Source organism: Actinopolymorpha sp. B11F2 (assembly GCF_040195635.1).
Taxonomy (GTDB): Bacteria; Actinomycetota; Actinomycetes; order Propionibacteriales; family Actinopolymorphaceae; genus Thermasporomyces.
Genome location: NZ_JBEFTX010000006.1, coordinates 110460 through 131680, shown reverse-complemented (window position 1 = coordinate 131680; position 21221 = coordinate 110460). Strand labels below are relative to the sequence as shown.

Annotated in this window: 18 protein-coding genes and 1 pseudogene; 14 read left to right on the top strand and 5 right to left on the bottom strand. The window is 70.0% G+C overall.

Annotated elements, in window-relative coordinates:
• Positions 1 to 23: 23 nt before the first annotated feature.
• A complete protein-coding gene (trpS, locus tag ABN034_RS13365; RefSeq protein WP_349691318.1) occupies positions 24 to 1073 on the bottom strand; it encodes a tryptophan--tRNA ligase in 1050 nt (349 codons plus the stop codon).
• A gap of 223 nt (positions 1074 to 1296) precedes the next feature.
• Here trpS and ABN034_RS13360 point away from each other — a divergent pair, with 223 nt between their 5' ends.
• Entirely contained in the window at positions 1297 to 1857 is a 561-nt protein-coding gene (locus ABN034_RS13360; RefSeq protein ID WP_349691317.1) for a GNAT family N-acetyltransferase, read from the top strand.
• Positions 1858 to 1932: 75 nt separating this feature from the next.
• The gene (locus ABN034_RS13355; RefSeq protein WP_349691316.1) at positions 1933 to 2517 is read left to right on the top strand and encodes a GNAT family N-acetyltransferase; all 585 of its coding nucleotides are present in this window, start codon (positions 1933 to 1935) and stop codon (positions 2515 to 2517) included.
• Between the two features lie 70 nt (positions 2518 to 2587).
• On the opposite strand, the gene ABN034_RS13350 is transcribed toward ABN034_RS13355, so the two are convergent.
• The gene (locus ABN034_RS13350) at positions 2588 to 3184 is read right to left on the bottom strand and encodes an NUDIX hydrolase (RefSeq protein ID WP_349691315.1); all 597 of its coding nucleotides are present in this window, start codon (positions 3182 to 3184) and stop codon (positions 2588 to 2590) included.
• A 203-nt stretch (positions 3185 to 3387) separates the two neighbouring features.
• Here ABN034_RS13350 and ABN034_RS13345 point away from each other — a divergent pair, with 203 nt between their 5' ends.
• The 5 genes from ABN034_RS13345 (at position 3388) to ABN034_RS13325 (ending at position 8334) form a co-directional block, all read left to right on the top strand.
• On the top strand, positions 3388 to 4314 hold the full coding sequence (locus ABN034_RS13345) for an ROK family protein (protein WP_349691314.1): 927 nt from the start codon (positions 3388 to 3390) through the stop codon (positions 4312 to 4314).
• A gap of 165 nt (positions 4315 to 4479) precedes the next feature.
• On the top strand, positions 4480 to 5709 hold the full coding sequence (locus tag ABN034_RS13340; protein WP_349691313.1) for an acetoin utilization protein AcuC: 1230 nt from the start codon (positions 4480 to 4482) through the stop codon (positions 5707 to 5709).
• Positions 5710 to 6088: 379 nt separating this feature from the next.
• Positions 6089 to 6190, top strand: a complete 102-nt coding sequence (locus ABN034_RS13335) for a 30S ribosomal protein bS22 (protein ID WP_081683056.1) — start codon at positions 6089 to 6091, stop codon at positions 6188 to 6190.
• A 76-nt stretch (positions 6191 to 6266) separates the two neighbouring features.
• Complete coding sequence (locus ABN034_RS13330; protein ID WP_349691312.1) at positions 6267 to 7316, top strand: NAD-dependent epimerase/dehydratase family protein; 1050 nt, start codon at positions 6267 to 6269, stop codon at positions 7314 to 7316.
• On the top strand, positions 7309 to 8334 hold the full coding sequence (locus ABN034_RS13325) for a lysophospholipid acyltransferase family protein (RefSeq protein ID WP_349691311.1): 1026 nt from the start codon (positions 7309 to 7311) through the stop codon (positions 8332 to 8334). Before ABN034_RS13330 ends, ABN034_RS13325 begins: the two co-directional genes overlap by 8 nt.
• A 42-nt stretch (positions 8335 to 8376) precedes the next feature.
• Here the strand turns inward: ABN034_RS13325 and ABN034_RS13320 are convergent, their stop codons facing one another.
• From ABN034_RS13320 to ABN034_RS13310, 3 genes are all read right to left on the bottom strand, one after another.
• Entirely contained in the window at positions 8377 to 9813 is a 1437-nt protein-coding gene (locus tag ABN034_RS13320; RefSeq protein WP_349691310.1) for a DUF5667 domain-containing protein, read from the bottom strand.
• A gap of 160 nt (positions 9814 to 9973) precedes the next feature.
• Entirely contained in the window at positions 9974 to 10843 is an 870-nt protein-coding gene (locus tag ABN034_RS13315) for an ECF subfamily RNA polymerase sigma factor, BldN family (RefSeq protein ID WP_349691309.1), read from the bottom strand.
• 151 nt (positions 10844 to 10994) lie between these two features.
• On the bottom strand, positions 10995 to 11834 hold the full coding sequence (locus ABN034_RS13310; protein WP_349691308.1) for an HAD family hydrolase: 840 nt from the start codon (positions 11832 to 11834) through the stop codon (positions 10995 to 10997).
• 696 nt (positions 11835 to 12530) lie between these two features.
• Here ABN034_RS13310 and ABN034_RS13305 point away from each other — a divergent pair.
• The 7 genes and pseudogenes from ABN034_RS13305 (at position 12531) to hemB (ending at position 21218) form a co-directional block, all read left to right on the top strand.
• Positions 12531 to 14255, top strand: coding sequence for an AMP-binding protein (locus ABN034_RS13305; RefSeq protein ID WP_349691307.1), 1725 nt, complete (start codon positions 12531 to 12533; stop codon positions 14253 to 14255).
• A gap of 188 nt (positions 14256 to 14443) precedes the next feature.
• On the top strand, positions 14444 to 14677 hold the full coding sequence (locus ABN034_RS13300) for a glutaredoxin family protein (protein WP_349330043.1): 234 nt from the start codon (positions 14444 to 14446) through the stop codon (positions 14675 to 14677).
• Between the two features lie 376 nt (positions 14678 to 15053).
• Positions 15054 to 15731 (top strand): annotated as a pseudogene (locus tag ABN034_RS13295) (redox-sensing transcriptional repressor Rex); the annotation flags it as partial.
• 194 nt (positions 15732 to 15925) lie between these two features.
• Positions 15926 to 17383, top strand: coding sequence for a glutamyl-tRNA reductase (locus tag ABN034_RS13290; protein WP_349691306.1), 1458 nt, complete (start codon positions 15926 to 15928; stop codon positions 17381 to 17383).
• Positions 17380 to 18309, top strand: a complete 930-nt coding sequence (gene hemC / locus ABN034_RS13285; RefSeq protein WP_349691305.1) for a hydroxymethylbilane synthase — start codon at positions 17380 to 17382, stop codon at positions 18307 to 18309. The genes ABN034_RS13290 and hemC overlap by 4 nt, the downstream gene beginning before the upstream one ends.
• Entirely contained in the window at positions 18306 to 19946 is a 1641-nt protein-coding gene (locus ABN034_RS13280) for a bifunctional uroporphyrinogen-III C-methyltransferase/uroporphyrinogen-III synthase (protein ID WP_502879037.1), read from the top strand. Before hemC ends, ABN034_RS13280 begins: the two co-directional genes overlap by 4 nt.
• 291 nt (positions 19947 to 20237) lie before the next feature.
• Entirely contained in the window at positions 20238 to 21218 is a 981-nt protein-coding gene (gene hemB / locus ABN034_RS13275; RefSeq protein ID WP_349691304.1) for a porphobilinogen synthase, read from the top strand.
• Positions 21219 to 21221: the final 3 nt, after the last annotated feature.

The following is a 21221-nucleotide window of genomic DNA, read 5'->3' as shown; positions in this document are numbered from 1 at the left end:
AACAACCCCGTGGCGGCTGGCGGCTACAGTCCGATCGCGGCCTTGGCTGCGGCGAGGGTCGGCGCCGCCATCGCCCGCGCTCGCTCGGCACCGAGCCGCAACGCCTCCTCGACGTAGCCCGGATCGGCTGCCAGCTCGGCGTACCGCGTCCGCAGCGGTTCCACCACCGCCACCACCGCGTCGGCGACATCGCGTTTGAGTGCGCCGTACGACGAATATCCGCCCGCGAGGCCAGCGGGATCGGTGCCGCCTCGGCAAGCCGCGAGGATGTCGAGCAGGTTCGCGACCCCCGGTTGGCGTTCCACGTCGTACCGCACCTCCCGGCCGGCGTCGGTGACAGCGCGCATGACCTTCCGGCGTACGACATCAGGCGGGTCGAGCAGCCGGATCGCGCCCATCGAGTCCTCCGGGGCGTCCTTGCTCATCTTCGTGGTCGGCGCCGCCAGGTCCATCACCCGCGCGGCCACGACCGCACGACTCAGCTCCGGTACGACGAACACCTCGCCGTACGTCCGGTTGAACCGCACCGCCAGGGTCCGGGTCAGCTCCAGATGCTGCGTCTGGTCGTCGCCGACGGGTACCTCGGTGCTGCCGTAGAGCAGGATGTCCGCCGCCATCAGTGCCGGATAGGTGAGCAGCGATGCGCGGGTCTTCGGTCGGCCGCGCCCTTTCTCGCGGTACTGGATCATCCGGGTGAGTTCGCCGACGTACACCGTCGACTCGAGGAGGTACGCCAGTTCGGTGTGGGCCGGCACGTCACTCTGCCGGACGATGACGCAGGCCTGCGGATCGAGCCCGGCGGCGAGGAAGAGCGTCGCGGCCTCACGGGTGAGCTGCCGGAGCCGTTCCGGATCATGTTCGACGGTCAACGCGTGCAGGTTGACGATGGAGAACACGCATCTCGCCTGGTTCTGGACGTCGACGAACCTGCGAAGCGCACCGTAGTAGTTGCCGAGCGTCAGTCGGCCGGTCGGTTTGATACCGGAGAAGATGGTGCGCGTCGCGGGCAGGCCCGGGGATACGAGACCGCCGCGCGAGGTGCCCGGCGTCGTGGTCGCAGTCGTGGCGGACATGGGGGGCTCCTTCGGAGGTGGAAAGCCGCCCCCGGCGGGGTCATCAGCGCTGTCACACACGACAGGTCGGCCGCCCGCGCGAGGGGCGGCCGTGGACGAGATCTCTTACGTACGCACGGATATCGGGCCGCCCTGGGCGGCCCGCCAACCAAGGAGTCGTGGCGTACGCACGTCCTCACGATAACCGATGGCTCGCCCCCATCCCGGCTGGAAAGATGCCCGCATGACCGAGGTGGAGGTGGGCGCGTCGACCGGCGACCGCGCGGAGACAGGCGCGGCTGCGGTGCGGGTTCGCCGCCTGACGCCCGACGACTGGCGCGTGCTGCGGGACATTCGCCTGGCGGCCCTGCGCGAGTCGCCATCGGCCTTCGGGTCGACGTACTCCAGGGAAGCCGCCTTCACCGAGAGCGACTGGCGCCGGCGGCTGGAGCCGGAGTCCACCAGGAGCGCGACGTTCGGCGCCGCCCTCGCCGGATCCGACCGCTCACTTGCCGGGCTGAGCGGTGGATTCGTCGACGACCCGTCCGCGCGCACTGTGGAACTCGTGTCGATGTGGGTGAGTCCGAACGCGCGAGGGCGCCGGGTGGGCGAAGTGCTGGTGGAGCCGGTCCTCGCCTGGGGACGTGCGATCGGTGCCGAGCGCCTTCACCTCTGGGTGACCGAGGGGAACCTTGCGGCGCTGCGGCTGTACGAGCGCTGCGGTTTCGTGCGTACCGGTGAGCGGGAGCCACTTCTCTCCGACCCGAGCCTGACCGTGATCGGGATGGTCCGCCCACTCCAGTGAGCGCCACATTTGGTGGTTGCTCGTGCGTAATATCCGGTGGCCGTGGTTCGGTTGTCTGCTGCCATGATGCCGGCCATGGCCAATCTGGAGACCAGCCCAGCCGGGGCAGACCCGGTCGATGTGATCATCCGCCGGCTGCTGCCCGATGAATGGCCTGCACTCCGGGAGATCCGCCTGACGGCGCTGCGTGAGGCGCCGTGGGCGTACGGTGCGACGTACGAACAGACCGCGGCCCTGCCCGATCGCGAGTGGCAGCGGTGGTTGGAGCGCGACTCCGCCCGCAGTGCGATGTTCGGCGCCAGGTTCGGAGCTGACCGCCCCGGGACCGACCGCACCCTGGTGGGCCTCTGCGGCGGATGGGCCGACCAGGCAGCGGAGTCGGGGGAGGACTCGGCCGCCACGGTCGATCTGGTTTTCATGTGGGTGAGCCCGAGTGCGCGGCGGCGCGGACTCGGTGTGGCCCTGGTCGAGGAGGTCCTCGCCTGGGCGCGGACCCAGGGCGCAGAACGGGTCCATCTGAGGGTGACCGACGGCAATGTTCCGGCCGAACGCCTCTACGCACGCTGCGGCTTCGTGCGTACCGGCGGGCAGGTTCCTCATCCGTCTGATCCACGCCTCGTCAAGGCCGACATGGTTCGTCCGCTTCGCTCATCAAGCTGATCACGCTGGCCGCCGGCTTGGCTGATCACGCTCTCCGGAAGCCGGCCGTGGGCTGCGTGCTTTGACTGCTCTACGTCGTGCGGCGAGGGATCTCCGACAGGTCAGTGTCATCGCAGGGTCGCGTCGTCGCGGAGCGGATCTCGCAGGCCAGGGCGAGAAGTTCGGGATACCAGTCCTCGTTGGTGCGGAGCAGGTCGGACGCGTCGTCGACGGTCGCGGCGCGTACCTCCACGACATGCTCACCGTCGGGTGGGTTGGTGGGCGAGGAGTCGAGGACCACCTCGGTCAGGCACCACAGCCAGGCCTTCTCCGGGTGCGGCAGGTGCGGCCGGTAAGGCGCGGGTCCGTCACCGACGCAGTGGTGGGCGCCGAACCAGCGCAACGCGCCGATCCGCCGCGCGCCCGCCTCCTCGGCGATCTCCCGGTCGACGGTCTGTACGACCGACTCGCCGGGTTCGCGGGTGCCGCCGGGCAGGAACCAGTCGCCGCCGTCCGTCCGGCACACCACGACCATCTCGCCCACGAAGCCGACGATGTGGATGCTCTGGACCAGCCCGTCGGGCGGCGACTCCGTGGAGAACTGCGCGTCGAGCCCCGCCCATGCCCAGCGCTGGGGGGCGTGCAGCAGGGGATAGCGGGACGCGGGGCTCGTTGGCGGCTGGTCCATGAGCCCGGACTATAGGACCCACCGACGACCGTCCCGCCCGGACCACCACGCCCGTTGCGGTTGCCCGTCCGTGGCGGCTTTCGCCCGACCGCTGTCTCGGACCGCCTGCTGTCTCGGACCGCCTGCTGTCTCGGACCGCCTGCTGTCTCGGACCGAGCCCTCCGGGGTCGCCAGCGTCGGCGTCCGCCGGCAGGATGGCCGGCGTGAGCGTGGTTGGTTCGTACGAAGGGGTCATTGGGGTCGACGTCGGCGGTACGCGCATCAAGGCGGCGCTGGTGGACGACGCCGGGCGGATCCTGGCCAGGGCCGGGTGTCCGACACCTGATCGCAGCGACCCCGAAGCCGTCCTGTCCGCCGTCGCCGAGATCGTCAAGGCACTGCGCCAGGATGAGCAGATCGGTGGCCTCGGCGTCGCCGTACCCGGGATCATCGACGAACCGCGCGGCGTCGCCGTCCTGGCCGCCAACCTCGGCTGGCGTGACACCCCGGTGCGGGACCTCCTCGCCGCGCGGACCGGGCTACCGGTGACGCTCGGCCACGACGTACGCTCCGCCTGCCTTGCCGAATGGCAGGTCGGCGCCGGACGTCGCAGCTCCGACCTGCTTCTGGTGACACTCGGTACCGGCATCGGTGCCGGCGTGGTGGCCGACGGCCGCCTGCTTCGCGGTGGTGGGTACGCCGGCCAGTTGGGCCATGTCGTCGTCGACCCCGATGGTGACGCGTGCGGATGCGGGCAGCGTGGCTGCCTGGCGACGGTCGCGTCGGCGACGTCCCTCGTACGCCGCTACCAGGAACGAACCTCGAGGGCAGACCTGTCCGCCGCGGAGGTCATGCGCCGAGCCTCGGCCGGGGATCCCGCTGCCGTCGCGGTTGTCACCGATGCGACGTCGGCGCTCGCCGGGGCTCTGGCGAGTGCGGTGACCGTCTTCGGGTCCGACACGGTCGTCGTCGGTGGTGGCCTCGCACTCGCCGGTGAGCAACTCCTGGCGCCCGTACGTGCCGCGCTGCGCGAGAGCCTGACGTTCCAGCGGAAGCCCACGGTCGTGGCCGCGGAGTTGGGCGACGAGTCCGGCGTTGTCGGTGCGGCACTCCTCGCCCGCACCTGGCCTGACCCCGCGGGCAGCCCCTGACCCCGCGGGCAGCCCCTGACCCCGCGGGCAGCCCCTGACCCCGCACAATCCTGACACCGCACAGTCCTGACACCGCACCGCGCTGACGCCGCACAGTCCTGACACCGCACAGACGTGCCGGGGTCACCTCGCGCACCGGTGGGGTACTGGGGCAGGCTGGACACCATGACAGGATCCGCGCGACTGGTCTATGACGAGGACTTGACGGCCTACAACTTCGGGCCCATGCATCCCCTCGCACCGATCCGCGTCAAGCTCACCGTCGCCTTGTCGAGCGACCTGGGACTCATCCACGGCCCGGGCAGCTCCGGAGGCGGCCACGGTGCCGGCCAAGGGGCCGACGGGCTCAGGCGGGTGGCCGCACCTGTCGCGTCGGAGGATCTGCTCGCCAGGGTTCATGCACCGGCGTACATCGAGGCGGTCAAACGCAGCAGTGTCAACCCGGCCTTGACAGACCTGGACGCGGGCCTCGGCACGTCGGACAATCCGACGTTCACCGGCATGCACGAGGCGTCGGCCCACATCGCCGGCGCGAGTGTCGAGGCGGCGCGGATCGTCTGGACCGGCGAGGCGTTGCACGCGGTCAACGTCGCGGGCGGCCTGCATCACGCGATGCCCGCCGCGGCCAGCGGGTTCTGCGTCTACAACGATCCTGCGCTCGCGATCGCGTGGCTGCTGGACGCCGGATGCCCGCGGGTCGCCTATCTCGACCTCGACGTGCACCACGGCGACGGCGTACAGGAGATGTTCTACGACGACCCCCGGGTCCTCACGATCAGCCTGCACGAGACGCCGCGGACGCTGTTCCCGTGGTTCAGCGGATTTCCCACCGAGACAGGCGGTCCGGACGCGGAAGGGTCGGCTGTCAACGTCGCCTTGCCAGGGGGTACGGATGACGCCGGCTGGCTGCGGGCGTTCCACGCGGTCGTGCCGCCGCTGCTACGCGCGTTCGCGCCGACGGTGCTCGTGAGCCAGCATGGCTGCGACAGCCACCGGCTGGATCCGCTCGCCCACCTCGCGCTGTCGGTCGACGGTCAGCGGGCCGCCGCTCTCGCGGTGCACGAACTCGCGCACGAGCTGTGCGAGGGTCGGTGGGTGGCGACGGGCGGTGGGGGGTACGCCCTGGTCGACGTCGTGCCGCGGACCTGGAGTCACCTGCTCGCCATCGCGGGTGGGAGTCCACTCGATCCGAACACCGAGACTCCAGCCACCTGGCGAGAACAGGTGGCCGTCGAGTGCCGGCGTACCGCCCCCGTGGTGATGACGGACGGCGAGTCCGCTTCGTACTCCGACTGGTCCGCCGGCTACGACCCGGGCGACGAGATCGACCGGACGATTCGTACTACCCGACGGGCGGTCTTTCCCCTCCACGGCCTCGACGCCGACCACCCCTGACCCTCACCATCGCTGCTCTGCGCGCCATCGACCTGACCCGCGCCATCGACCTGACCAGCCCCATCGACCTGACCCTGGGCCTGGTCCATGATCATGAAGGAAATCGGCGATGGACCCGCAGGACCTTCATGATCACGATCATGATCACGGGTTGGTGGGAGGCCGGGGTGGATGAGGACGTGAGACCTGCGCGGCGGCCGGGACGGGCCCCGGGGCCGTACGTCGACACCAGGCAGCGCGGGGGAGCGGCCAGACGGTGAGCTGTACCCTGTGAGGGCGCGTCGGTCCACATCCCGCATACGCCGGTCGGAAACGGTCCGGAAGTCCTGCGTTCGGGTGCGCAATCGTCGGGGTACGAAACAATCCGAAAGGGTTCCGCGTGGGTTCTGTCATCAAGAAGCGTCGCAAGCGAATGGCCAAGAAGAAGCACCGTAAGCTCCTCAAGAAGACCCGCGTCCAGCGTAGGCGTCTGGGGAAGTAGCAACTCTTCGTGCCGCAGCAGGGATTGATCGCGTGCACCGTAAGGTCGAAGCTGTCCACCACGGGGTGAGGCGCAGATGGCGCGCGTTGTATTGGTGACTGGTGTCTCCCGCGACCTCGGGAGCCGGTTCGCGCGCCTGCTCGCCGCCGACCCGGAGGTCGACCGCGTGCTCGGCGTCGACGTCGTACCCCCAAGGCATGACCTGGGCACGGCCGAGTTCGTCCGCGTCGACCTGCGCAGTCCCGTGGTCTCGCGGGTGCTCGCCCGCGAGGACGTCGACACGGTGGTTCATCTCAACGTCCTCGCCGCACCGGCACATGCCGGTGGTCGGGCGACGATGAAGGAGATCAACGTCATCGGAACGATGCAGCTGCTGGCGGCCTGCCAGCGGCTGCCGTCCGTACGCAAGGTCGTCGTGAAGTCCTCGACCGCCGTCTACGGCGCCTCGCCCAACGATCCGGCGATGTTCACCGAGGACATGGAACCCCGCGGCCTGCCAAGGTCGGGATTCGCCAAGGACGCGGTGGAAGTCGAGGGCTACGTGCGCGGGTTCGCCCGGCGCCGGCCCGATGTCGTCGTGAGCATGCTGCGGTTCGCCAACGTGATGGGCCCGCGCGTACGGACCCCGATCACCCGCTACTTCACCCTCCCGGTCGTTCCCACCGTGCTCGGGTTCGACGCGCGGCTGCAGTTCGTCCACGAGGACGACCTGCTGGAGGCCCTGCGGCTCGCCACCATCAGCGACGTACCAGGCACCTTCAACATCGCCGGCGACCGGATTCTCATGCTGTCGCAGGCGATCCGGCGGATGGGACGCCCGTCGGCACCGGTTCCGGCGTTTGCTGTGGCGACGTTCGGCCAGGCATTTCGGGCGGCCCGGGTCGCCGACTTCACGCCCGAGCAGTTGTCCTACCTCACCTACGGCCGGGGGGTCGACACCACGCGGATGCGTGAGGAGCTGGGCTTCAAGCCCATCTACACGACGCCGGAGGCGTTCAACGCCTTCGTCGCAGCGCACGAGGCGGGCATGCTGAGCGCCCGGCGGATTCGGAACGCCGAAGAGCAGGCCGCAGAGTTCCTCGGTGTGCGGGAGCGAGTAAACGGGGTACCACAACGCCATGGCTGACTCGTCCGAGGCGAAGGTTATCCCGATCAGGACGCACCACTCCGATGGTGACGGCGACGGCAGGCGGTCCCGATCAGGCACGCAGGACTCCGCCGGCGGTGGCGAATCGCGGTCCGCGTCCGGTGTCATCGCGGAGACTCTGAGCCTGCTCGCCCAGGACGTGGCCGCCCGCGCTCTGGGTGACGACTGGCAGGCCAAGGTCTCGTCCGGCCTGGAGTTCGCCCGGCGCCGGCTGACCGGCGACTACGAGGTCGACGAGCTGGGATTCGACCCGGATCTCACAGAGAACGTCCTCCTGGCCATCCTCCGGCCGCTGTACCAGACCTGGTTCCGCGCCGAGGTCCGCGGCATCGAGAACATCCCACCGGTCGGCGGTGCCCTTGTCGTCGCCAACCACTCGGGCACGCTGCCTCTCGACGGCCTCATGACCCACGTCGCCGTCCACGACACCCACCCGGCGCGCAGGCACATCCGCATGCTCGGTGCCGACCTCGTGTTCCGTACGCCGTTCATCTCCGAGCTCGCTCGTAAGGGCGGGACGACGCTGGCGTGCTCCGAGGACGCGGAGCGGCTCCTGCGGTCGGGCGAACTCGTCTCGGTGTTCCCCGAGGGTTACAAGGGTCTCGGCAAGCCGTTCTCCGAACGCTACAAACTCCAGCGGTTTGGTCGCGGCGGCTTCGTGGCGGCGGCGCTACGGTCCGGCGTACCGATCGTGCCGTGCTCGATCGTCGGAGCCGAAGAGGCCTACCCGATGCTCGGCAACATCGAGCCGCTCGCCCGGCTGCTCGGCGTCCCGTACTGTCCGGTCACCCCGACGTTCCCGTGGCTGGGCCCGCTGGGCCTGGTGCCGTTGCCGTCCAAGTGGATCATCGCCTTCGGCGAACCCGTCCCCACCGATGGGTACGACGCTGACGCCGCCGACGACCCGATGCTGGTCTTCGACCTCACCGACCAGGTACGCGAAACCATCCAGCACACGCTGTACGCATTGCTGCTCGACCGTCCGGAGGCCTTCTGACCTGGCGGGGTCCGAACCCAGCCCGGCCCGGAACGCTCAGGCTCAGCCGGGCAGCAGTGGGCCGAACAGGTCGTCGAAGATGCTGCCTCCCGACGTGGGGGTTTCCTCGTCGTCGGGAGACGGCAGGACCGGTGGCACCTCAGACGGCAGCTCGGTCCGGCTAGGCGTCGGCGAATCGGTCGGGTTCGGTTTCGTGGGAGTGGGGCCTGGATTCGGCGTCGCGGACGTGCTCGGATCCGCTGTCGGCGCGGGCTGCGGCGCACCGGTGGGCAGCAGCGGCTCGGGTATCCCGCCAGGCAGCAGCCAGGGCAGCGACACGGTACGCACGGGCTCCGCGGGCAGCTCCAACGGCAACGACGCCGGCTGTGGCTGCTCAGCAGGGAGCGGCAACGGCAACGACGTCGGATTCGGGAGCGGTATCGCTAAGACCTCGGTTCCTTGGCCAGGTGCCGGTGGTCCCGGCAGGCCGACCCTGACGGTCGGGCCCGGCCGCGGGTCAATCGGCCACGGAAGTGGCAACTGCAACCAGTGTCGGCCGGCCCTGGTCGGTTCTGGAGCTGGCTCACCCGTTGCGGTGGAGCCTGGCTCCGTCGACGCTGTGGCGGTGTCGTCCGGCGTCGAGTCGGTGTCGCCGCCGGCCGGCCCGGTGTCGGTCGAACCTCCGCCGGCCGGCCCGCCGAGCACGCCGTCAGGATCATCCGCACCGGGTTTGCACTGCGGGCAGAGCTCGAGCGCCCGCTGGTCGAGCTGGTCCAGGACGGCCAGCGCGTCGGAATATGCGGCACCGGCCTCAGCGGGTAGCGCCTCACGGATGAGTTCCAGCTGCGGCCGGGCGGCGGCCACGAACTCGCGGAGCCGGACGAGCGGCTCTGGGCTGTCGTTCAGCTGAGAGGCTTCGATCAGCAGATTGCCGCCCTGGCGGGCGTCATGGGCGAAGTCGTCCAGGGTCGACTGGCTCAGTGCGAGGCGGTCGGTGTCGCCGGGGCGTACGGACTGGTCGGTGAGGCTGGAGATCTCGGTCAGCCGCGTGGTGGCCTGGCCGAGGTACTGCCGGCCGCGCGACTCGGAGTTGGTCGTGACCGCCGCCTCGCTCTGCTCCAGCCCGCGCTTGATGGTGTAGAGAAGCTCGCCCGGCAACGCACTTCGGGCGGCCGCCGCGGTTCCCACCATGCCCCCGGCCAGGGCGACCGATACGGCCACCGCCACCACCCGCAGGCGGGTGGGCGTGCGTACCGCAGACCGGGCGGCAGGGATGGGCAGGGCGTCCGGCATCGCATCCTGAGGGCGTTCGGCCGCCACGGCGAGCAGTCGGTCCCGCAATGAGGTACGAAAGCCCTCCGAAGGCTGGACTCCCGCCGGCCGCAACATCGCCACCAGCTCGAGGAGCGGGGCGACGTTGGGGTCATGAGAGCGCCTCGACCCCTCGACGAGGCGCGCGAATGCCTCAGCTCGCCGGCGAGTGGCCAGGAGAGAGGTCATCGGGGGTCTCCTCGGAGCAGAGATTGAAGCGTTGAGAGGGCGATCTCAAGACTTCGCACCTCAGACGTTCCGGACATCTCGCTCAACGAGCAGCGGCCTCGAGAGTTACGACCTGATACGCATCGTGTGCATATGTTCACAACATGTTCTCGGTGGCCGGTCATCGGATGCCCTCGGGAAGCAGCTTGGCGAGGTTGCGGACCGCACGCAGCTGGAGTTGTTTGACGGCACCCTCGCTCTTGGCCAGCACCTGCGCGGTCTCCGCCACCGACAGCCCGTTGAGGAACCGCAGGACCAGACACTCCTGCTGGTCGGCACCCAGCTTCTTGAGCGCCTGGACGAGCGCTTCGTTGGTGAGTCGGGAGAGAACGTCGTCTTCGGGGCCGTCGGCGGCGGAGTCGTAGTCGAGGATCTCGCCGGTCGCGACCTCGAGCCGGAACCGCCCGGACTTGTAGTGGTCGGTGACGAGGTTACGGGCGATCGTGACCAGCCAGGCGCCGAAGTCGCGGCCCTGCCAGCGGAAGGATGACAGTGCGCGCAGAGCCCGCAGGAACGTCTCGCTGGTGAGGTCCTCGGCGAGCGCGTGGGTGCCGACGCGGTAGTAGATGTAGCGGTAGACCGTGGAGAGGTAGTGGTCGTAGAGCTGCCCGAACGCCTCCGCGTCGCCCTTCTTGGCGAGCTCGACGAGAGCGATCATCCGCGTGGTGTGGGCGTTCTCCTCCGCCTCGCGTGCACCCGCGTCACGTACGCCGGAACGCTGGAAAGCCAGCTGGCCCCGCCGGGTGCGCGCCTTCGCCGCCTCGCCATGGGAGGCCTGCAGCATCCAGCCGTGGTCGCCGGGGGCGTACGACGAGGAGGTGGATGCCCACCTGAGCGCGCTCGACCGACCTGCGGCGGACGAGCCCTCCGCGGGGACGGGCACCGGGCGAAGGCCCGGGTCCAACGTCTCTGCCAGCACCGTGCGGACGAGTGCGAGAAGCTCGGCGACACCCGCTCGATCGGCACGAGTCGGTCGTTCGGTGTGCGGCATCAGTGTGTGCTCCCGCCCCCCGAGCAGGGAAAGTTTCGGCCTACGCAGCGTTCGTTCAAACCCCCCACGAGCTCCGCTCGCCGGAACCCGTTCCTGCCACCACGCATCGTAGGGAAGTTCCGGCGTGACGGGAACATTCTGTAATGCACGATCACCCTCGGGAGGTAGTTCGGCGGTCTGGGCGGCTTCTTCCTCCCGTACGACGCACGCTGCCGCGTTTCAGTGCCGCCGCAGCCGCAGCGGCTCCGCCGATTGCGCCGGCGAGTGCGGCGGCGACGAGCCCGGCCCTGGCAGCGCGACGAGCCCTCCGGAAGTCCCGGATCCGCCAGCCGCGGGCGCGGGCGTGTTTCCGGAGTCGCCGGTCGGGGTTGATGGCGTACGGCGTGCCCACCAGCGACAGCATGGGCACGTCGTTGGCCGAGTCGGAGTACGCCGAGCAGCGGCTGAGGTCAAGACCTTTCTCCTCGGCGAGCGCGCGGACCGCGTCGGCCTTGGCTGACCCGTGCATGAGGTCACCGACCAACCGGCCGGTGTAGAGGCCGTCGACCGACTCCGCCACGGTGCCCAACGCGCCGGTCAGGCCGAGCCGGTCGGCGATGAGCTGCGCGATCTCTACCGGCGCGGCGGTCACCAGCCAGACCGGTTCGCCGTGGTCGAGGTGACGCTGGGCGAGTGCGGCCGTGCCGGGCCAGACCTTTGTCGCCAGTCCCTCGTCGAAGATTTCGGCGCCGAGTTCGAGAAGCTCCGCGACCGGCCACCCGGCGATGAACGCCAACGCCTGCTCGCGGACGCGCTGCATGTGGTCGGGATCCTCCGATCCCACGACCCGGAACCGCAGTTGTTGCCAGCCGGCGGTGAGGATCTCGCGGGTCGAGAAGAACCGGCGCGTGTGCAGTCCGCGGGCGAGATAGAACAGTGACGCCCCGCGCATCAACGTGTTGTCCACATCGAAGAACGCCGCGCCTGCAGGTGGCTCGTTCAGCGGCTGCATAGGTGCCTCGGAGCTGGATGACTCCGGTGATTTCGGTGACTCCGGTGACGTCGAGCTGGGTGACGTCGAGCTGGGTGACGTCGAGCCGGGTGACGTCGAGCCGGGTGACGTCGGGCTGGGTGACTGCGAACGGGGTGACTTCGAACCGGGTGACTTCGAACCGGGCGACGTGGACCCGGCTGACGTGGACCCGGCTGACGTGGACCCGGCTGACGTGGACCCGGCTGACGTGGACCCGGCTGACGTGGACCTGCGGGTCTTGCCGGACCTGGCTGGCTTCGAACTGGGCGACTTGGACCCAGGTGGCTGCGAACCGGGCAGGTCTGTAGGGCCGGTGGACGAGGCGTTGCGCGCATCCTCCGCGGGCGTCATGTGGACTGAGCTTAGAGCGTCCGGCTCCGCGATGTCGGCCGGCTCCGCGTCGGCCGGCCACGGCGACGTCGGCGGTTCGGACACGGCGACGTCGGCGGTTCGGACACGGCGACGTCGGCGGTTCGGACACGGCGACGTCGGCGGTTCGGCCTCGGCGACGTCGGCGGTTCGGCCTCGGTCAGTCGCGGCGTCGCAGGTCCGGTCCGCCTCGGTCCGCCTCGGTCCGCCGGGCATGGTCCCGCATGGCCGTTCGATGTATGCCAGACTCGCCGACGTGGTATCGGAACGAGCCCACCGAGGCTGCCTGACCGCGGCGGTAACCATGTGGGAGCCCGCGAGTGGGGAAGTCCTGCCCGGCGAGGCGGCCGGGCACTTCTCGACGGGGGCACGCCGGTGACCAACCTCGCTGCGCTGGTCCGGCAGTCTGCCGAAGCTCACCCCGATCGTGTCGCCCTCGTCTGCGGTGCCCGGCGGATGACCTGGGCCGAGCTCGACGCCGCCGTTGACGCTGCCGCGGCCGCGCTCACCGGCGCTGGTCTGGTCGCCGGGTTCCGGGTCGCGCTTGCCCTCGTCAATTCTGTGGAGTTCGTCTCCGCCTACTTTGGTGCGTTGAGAGCGGGCCTGGTCGCTGTCCCGATCGACCCGACCAGCGGCGCCGACGAGGTGTCCGCGGCGCTCACCTCGGTGCGAGCCCGCATGGTGCTGACCGACGCGACCAGCATCGCTGCCGTCCGCACAGCGGTGGGTGACCGCGATCCCGCCCACGACGCGGACCCGACGTTGGTGGTCCCTCTCGGTATCCCCGCCGAGGCGGGCGAGCGTCACTACGACGAGCTTCTCGCCTCCGCGTCGAGCGCGCCGGTCGTGCCGCCCGCAGACCCGGAGACCCTCGCCGCCGTGCTGTTCACGTCGGGTACGACCGAGGCGCCCCGGGCTGTCATGCTCACCCATCGCGCCCTACGCGCCAACCTCGACCAGATCGCCGCGATCGAACCGCCGCCGATGCGCCACGAGGACGTGGTTCTCGGACTGATGCCGCTCTGTCACGTCTACGGACTCAACGGCGTCCTCGGAATGGTCGTACATGCCGGAGCGACGCTCGTACTCGTCGACCGGTTCGATCCCGCGGCCACCCTCGACCTCATCGCCCAGGAGAAGATCACCCAGCTTCCGGTGGTGCCGCAGGTGCTGGCCAGCTGGGCGCGCCAGGAGGACCTGGCCGGACGACTCGCAGGCGTACGCCTGGTGGTGTCGGGCGCCGCGCCCCTTCCTCCGTCCGTACGCCATGACATCGAGGAAAGGACCCGGCTGGTCGTCCAGGAGGGCTACGGCCTGACGGAGGCGGCGCCGACGGTGACGAGCACGCTGTGTTCGGCCGGAGCCGGCGCTGCGGCCGGGGTGAAACCAGGTTCGGTCGGCGCCCCACTACCGGGAATCGAGCTGCGGATCGTCGACGACGCGGGCAACGACGTCGAGCCCGGCGAACCCGGTGAGATCTTGGTACGCGGGGACAACCTCTTCTCCGGCTACTGGCCCGACGGTGCCGGCGCGCCGGGTGAGAAGGGCTGGTTCGCCACCGGCGACGTCGGCTATCTCGATCCCGACGGCGACCTCGTGCTGGTCGACCGGTTGAAGGAGCTCATCACCGTCTCCGGGTTCAGCGTCTATCCCCGCGAGGTCGAGGACGTCATCGTCGAACTCGACAGCGTCGCCGAGGCGGCCGTCGTCGGGATGTCCGACCCGTTGACCGGTGAGGCGGTGAAGGCGTACGTCGTGCCTCGGGTGGGCCGCCAGGTCACGCCGGAGGAGGTGCTCACCTACTGCGACAGTCGGCTGGCGCGGTTCAAGCGGCCCAGCGTTGTCGCGGTGGTGGACGCGCTGCCGAGATCGGTGTCCGGCACCGTGGCGAAGGCGCGGCTGCGGTTCGTCCAGCCGGCTTCGGAACGCCCCGATCCGGAACGCCCCAATTCGGAACGCCCCAATTCTGGGCGGGCGGCAGCGGCACCGGACGACGCAGCCCACGGGGGACCATCGTCGGCTGGGCTCTGAGCACGGCCTAAAGGCCGGTCGGCGGAACGGGACGACCCCGGCATGAACTGGCAGGCTGGAACGGGCGTCAGGTGGAACGGGCGCCAAGCTGGAACGGGCATCAGGTGGAACGGGCGCCAAGCTGGAACGGGCATCAGGTGGAACGGGCGCCAAGCTGGAACGGACGACGGCATGGAACGGACGACCAAGTGGCGAGAGTGACGCTCTATACCAAGGCGGGCTGTCACCTGTGTGACGATGCGCGGGCCACGATCGAGGCTGTGTGTGGCGATCTCGGTGTGGACTGGGCGGAGATCGACATCACCAGCGACGACGAGCTCTACCAGCGCTGGTGGGAGCAGATTCCCGTCACCTTGGTCGACGGCCGCCAGCACGACTTCTGGCGCGTCGACGAGGCCAGACTCCGCGCCGCACTCGCCTGACCTCGGCTGGGCTCGATCTCTGACCTCGGCTTGGCCTCGGCCTCCACCTCGGCCTCTGACCTCGGCCTCCACCTCGGCCTCTGACCTCAGCTGGGCTCGACCCCTGTTGACCATGGTCGTGGCGGTCGTAGTTACGGAGGCCGGTTCATGATCAACAGGCAGAAACGAGGGCCTTCCGTCCCGGAAAACCCCATTTCTGCCTCCTGATCATGAACCGATGCTCCTCGAGCATCAGGTAGCCCGCGCGCTCGATTTTGTTCGCACGTTCACAAAGTCCTAGGCTGGGCAGTGCAATCGGGCTGGCGCCGGCCGGGGCAGTCCCGATCAGCCGGGGCGTCGCCCCGTCGTCGCGGCGCCCGCCGACCACAGGAGTGAAGTGAGTTCGCCTCGTCCCCCTCGTCCACACGGCACCGGGGCCCGCCCGAGCCGTGGGATACCCGAGGCAACCGTCGCCCGGCTTCCGGTCTACCTGCGCGCCCTCACCGCACTCGCCGACCGTGGCATCGCGACCGCATCGAGTGAAGAACTCGCCCGGGCGGCCGGAGTCAACTCCGCGAAGCTGCGCAAGGACCTTTCCTACCTGGGTTCGTACGGCACTCGCGGGGTGGGGTACGACGTGGAGTACCTCCGCTACCAGATCGCCCGCGAGATCGGGCTCACCCAGGACTGGCCGGTCGTGATCGTCGGGATCGGGAACCTCGGTCACGCCCTCGCCAACTACTCAGGCTTCGCCTCCCGCGGGTTCGGGATCGTCGGACTGCTCGACGCGGACCCCGCGCGGGTGGGAGAGCGGATCGGCGAGCACGTCGTCAAGGCGTACAACGAGCTGGAGTCGGTCGTCCAGGACTACGGCGTCGCGATCGGCGTGATCGCCACGCCGGCCACCGCGGCCCAGGAGGTGTGCGACCGGATGGTCGCGGCGGGGATCACGAGCGTGCTCAACTTCGCACCGACGGTGCTCACCGTCCCGCCCGGTGTGGACGTACGCAAGGTCGACCTGTCCACCGAGCTGCAGATCCTCGCCTACCACGAGCAACGCAAGGCCCTGTCGACGCCGGGACGCCTCGCGCGGATCGACGGCGTACCGCTGGACAACGGGCGGGCCCCCAGCCAGGGTGTGTCCGCTGCCGAACGCGCCACCCTGCCGGCCGACGCAACGACCGGCCTCGCGGCAACCGGTGAACGTCCGGGGGACAACGAACAACCGCCCGAGAACGAACTCTCTGCCGAGAGGGGACCCCTCATCCCATGAGCATCCTTGTCGTCGGCCTCTCCCACCGGAGCACACCCGTAGCCCTGCTGGAACGGGTGGTCCCGGCGCCGGAGCTGCTCGACAAGCTCCTCGCCGACGCGGTCGCGTGTCAGCACATCGCCGCGGCGGCGGTGCTGTCCACCTGCAACCGGATCGAGGTCTACGCCGAGGTCGAGCGGTTCCACGGTGGCGTGGAGGAGCTGGCGGAGCTCCTCGCCCGGCACGCGGACCTGTCGGCCGCTGACCTCACCCCGCACCTGTACGTACGTTATGAGGACGGTGCGGTCAGCCACCTGTTCTCCGTCGTGTGCGGGCTGGACTCGATGGTGGTCGGCGAGACTCAGATCCTCGGCCAGGTGAAGGCAGCGCTGCGCTCCGCGCAGGATGCCGAGACGATCGGCTCGACCCTGAACACCGTCTTCCAGCACGCCCTCCGCGTGGGCAAGCGTGCGCAGACCGAGACCGACCTCGGCCGGGCGGGGCGGTCCGTGGTGACCGCGGCGCTCGACCAGGCCGCCCAGGTGCTCGCGGATCTCAGCCGGCGCCGGGCGCTGGTGATCGGTGCCGGTTCGATGGCTGCGTTGGCGGCGACCACGCTCTATCGCGACTACGACGCTCGCGTCGTAGTCGCCAACCGCACCCCCGAACGCGCCCATCGGCTCGCCGGCAACGTCGCGGGCCAGGCGGTCGGCATGGGTGAGATCGCCGCCGAGCTCGCGGCCGCCGACATCGTGGTCTCCTGCACCGGAGCGGTGGGCACGGTGCTGCCCGCCGAGGCGCTCCGCACCGCACTCGCGGAGCGGCCAGGACGGCCTCTTGTCGTGTGCGACCTTGCGATGCCGCGCGACGTCGAGCCCGCCGTCGCCGACCTGCCCGGGGTCACGCTCGTCGACCTGGCCGGCCTCGCCGGTACGCAGGCGGGGGCCGGAAGCCCCGTTGACGTCGATGCCGTACGCGCGATCGTCGCGGCGGAGGTCGCGGAGTTCGCCACGAACCGGCGCGCCACGGCCGTCACACCCACCGTCGTGGCGTTGCGGAGCATGGCCGCGGACGTGGTCGAGAGCGAGTTGCGGCGGCTGGCGCTGCGGATGCCCGACCTCGACGACAATGCGCGTTCCGAGGTCGCCTGGGCCGTACGCCGAGTGGTCGACAAGCTCCTGCACATCCCGACGATCCGGGTGAAGGAACTCGCCGAGCGTACGGTCGAGACGTCCTACACCGATGCGTTGCGGGAGCTCTTCGCCCTCGACTCCGCAGCCGTGGAGGCGTTCACCAGTGCGGAGCCGGTCGAGCCGGCCGAGGTCACCGAGCACCCAGCGTCTGCCGGGACCGCCGCCTCTGCCGAAACCGCTGCGTCTGCTGAGACCGCCGCGTCTGCTGGGACCGCTGCGTCTGCTGGGACCGCTGCGTCTGCCGGGACAGCCGCGTCCCAGGACGAGGAGGGGACGCCATGACGGCCCTCCGGATCGGGACCCGGCGCAGCGCGCTGGCGCTGGCGCAGACCCGCACGATCGCAGCCGCGTTGGAGCGGACGGGTGTCGCCACGACGCTGGTCGAGGTCACCACTGACGGCGACCGCGATCGCACGAGTCTGCTCAGCCGGATCGGCGGTCAGGGTGTCTTCGTCGGCGCCCTGCGCGATGCCCTGCTGAGGGGCGAGATCGACGTCGCCGTCCATTCGCTGAAGGATCTGCCGACGCAGCCGATCGACGAGATCGCGATCGCCGCCGTACCCACCCGGGAAGACCCCCGGGACGCGCTCGTCGCGCGCGACGGACTGACGCTCGCGACACTGCCGCCTGGTGCCCGCGTCGGCACCGGCTCGCCGCGCCGGCTCGCGCTGCTCCGATCGAGCGGCAAGGATGACCTCGAGCTGGTGGAGATCCGGGGGAACGTCGACACCCGGATCGGCAAGGTACGTAGTGGCGAGCTCGACGCCGTCGTTCTCGCTCGCGCTGGTCTCACCCGGCTCGGCCGCGCCCACGAGATCACCGAAACGTTCGACCCGACCGAGTTCGTCCCGGCCCCCGGGCAGGGCGCACTCGCGGTCGAGTGCCGGAACGCCGACGAGGATGTGGTGCGCGTCCTCGCCGGTCTCGACGACCCGCGCACCCGGGCCGCGGTGACGGCCGAGCGCGCAGTGCTGGCAGCACTGGGTGCGGGCTGCAGCGCGCCCATGGGAGCATTCGCCGACACCATCGCCGGGGCGGACGGAGACAACCTCTCCCTCCACGCCGTCGTGGCGGCCGTCGACGGCTCCGCAACCGTCCGACTGTCCACATCGGGGCCTCGGGAAGAAGCGGAGGAGCTCGGGCGTGCCCTTGCGGCCGCTCTGCTCACCGAGGGTGCCAACCGTTTGATCGAGGAACGCGTCACGTGACCGCGAAGAAGCAGACCACAAAGAAAACTCAGAGGGCCCAGGGGGTCGATCCGGTGGGCAAGCAGGGCCAGGGCTCGGTGTCGTTCGTAGGTGTCGGGCCGGGTGATCCGGCGCTCGTCACTGGGCGGGCCAAGGAGCTGCTCGGGCGGGCGGATGTCGTCGCTGGTGAGCTGGAAGCGCTTGACGCGCTTGTCACGGCTCATGTCAGCTCCGACGCCGAACGCATCGAGCTGACCGAGCACGCCGTGACTCCGGCGGAGGCCGGCCGCGTGCTGGCCAAGCACGCCAAGGACGGCAAGCACGTCGTACGTATGTACGCCGGTGACCCGTTTCTCGACGGGCACGCGGCGGAGCACGTGGCGGCGTTCGTACGCCATCATGTGCCGTTCGAGGTGACGCCGGGCCTGCCGATCGCGACCGCCGTACCCACCTATGCGGGCACGCCGCTCACGACGGCGAAGGTCCGGGAGGCACGGGTCGTCGACGTCACGGCCGGCGAGCCGGACTGGGAGCTGTTCGCAGAGGGCTCGGCGACATTGGTCCTCACCGGAGTCACCGAGGGACTCAAGGACATCGCCGGGCTACTGATGAAAGCCGGCCGCGACGCGTCGATGCCGGTGTCGGTGACGACGAGCGGTACGACGACGGACCAGCGGACCGTCGAGGCGACGTTGGAGACCCTCGCGTCAGAGGTGAAGGCGTCCCGGTTGGTCGGTCCGTTCGTCATGGTGGTTGGCTCGGCGGTGGCGCTTCGCGACAAGCTGTCGTGGTTCGAGACGAAGCCGCTGTTCGGGTGGCGGGTGCTGGTGCCGCGCACGCGCGAGCAGGCCGGCGTGTTGTCGAAGCTGCTCCGCCAGTACGGCGCGGTGCCCGAGGAGGTGCCGACCATCTCCGTGGAGCCGCCGCGCAATCCGCAGCAGCTCGACCGCGCCATCACCGGACTCGTCACGGGTCGCTACCAGTGGGTGGCGTTCACGTCGGTCAACGCCGTCCGCGCGGTGCGGGAGAAGTTCGAGGAGTACGGCCTGGACGCCCGGGCGTTCGCCGGCCTGAAGATCGCCGCGGTGGGGGACAAGACCGCCGAGTCGATCCAGGCGTGGGGCATCAAGCCCGACCTGGTGCCGACTGGCGAGCACTCCGCCCGTGGGCTGGTCGAGGAGTGGCCGCCCTACGACCGGGTGCTCGACCCGATCAACCGGGTCTTCCTGCCGCGGGCCGACATCGCGACCGAGACGTTGGTCGCTGGCCTGGTCGAGCTGGGCTGGGAGGTCGACGACGTGACGGCGTACCGGACTGTGCGTGCGGCGCCTCCGCCGGCACCGATCCGGGAGGCGATCAAGACCGGGAAGTTCGACGCGGTGGCGTTCACGTCGAGCTCGACGGTACGCAACCTGGTCGGCATCGCCGGCAAGCCGCACGCCACCACGGTGATCGCGGCGATCGGCGCGCAGACCGCGGCGACGGCCGGCGAACACGGCCTCCGGGTCGATGTGAAGCCGGAACAACCGTCGATCGAGGCGCTGGCCGAGGCGCTTGCGGAGTTCGGTGCCGCGCGCCGAGCGGCGCAGATCGAGGCCGGCGACCCGGTGACGAAGCCGTCCGAACGCAAGTCCGGAGCCCGCCGCCGGCCCAAGTAGCGCACGTAGCGGCGCCGGCGCGGCCAGCTCGGCTCGGCGAGACCCGGCTCGGACGAAGACGAGCAGAGCTTGTCTGGGCCGGGACAACGCGCCCGCTATAGCTGCAAATGACCCACGCTGATCGCCGCAAATGACCACGCCCACCGCCGCAAATGACCACGCTGAGCATGCCTGTGGAACCCGGGCGCGGTGTCGATGCCTCTCCGGTTGCCACAGGCATGGGCAGCGCGGTCATTTGCGGGCCGACCTCTGACACATTGGACGAAACAGACGGGCGCTAGCCTCGTAGGTATGGGATTCCCCGAGATCCGTCCGCGGCGGCTTCGTACGACCCCCGCGATGCGTCGGCTGGTCGCCGAGACCGACGTCGATCCGCGGTCGCTGATCCTGCCGCTCTTCGTCCGTGAGGGTGCGGTCGAACCGATGCCGATCCCGTCGATGCCGGGCGTCGTTCAACACACGCTCGACACTCTGCGCAAGGCCGCCGTCGAGGCGGTCGAGGCCGGCGTCGGTGGGCTGATGCTGTTCGCCGTTCCCGAACGCAAGGACGCCATCGGCAGCGGCGCGACCGATCCGAGCGGCATCCTCAACGTCGCGATCCGCGAGCTCGCAGCCGAAGTGGGTGGCGCCACCGTCGTGATGGCCGACCTCTGCCTCGATGAGTTCACCGACCACGGCCACTGCGGGGTGCTCACGCCGGAGGGTCAGGTCGACAACGACGCCACCCTCGAACGCTACGCCGAGATGGCTCTTGCCCAGGCCGCCGCTGGGGTCCACCTGGTGGGCCCGAGCGGCATGATGGACGGCCAGGTCGGCGCGATCCGTTCCGCTCTCGACGACGCCGGCCACACCGACGTCGGCGTGCTGGCCTACACCGCGAAGTACGCCTCGGCGTTCTTCGGCCCGTTCCGCGATGCCGTCGAGTCGAGCCTGCAGGGTGACCGCAAGACCTACCAGCAGGATCCGGCCAACGCCGTCGAGGCGTTGCGCGAGGCCGCGCTCGATGTCGCCGAGGGTGCCGACATGCTGATCGTCAAGCCGGCGTTGGGATACCTCGACGTCGTACGCCGGGTGAAGGACGCGGTGCAGGTTCCGGTCGCTGCGTACAACGTCTCCGGCGAATACTCCATGGTCGAGGCGGCGGCCGCTCAGGGCTGGATCGAGCGGGAGCGGGCGATCCTCGAGATCCTCACCTCGATCCGGCGCGCCGGCGCTGACGTCGTGCTGACGTACTGGGCCGTCGAGGCCGCCCGCCTGCTGCGTCGGGTGTAGTGG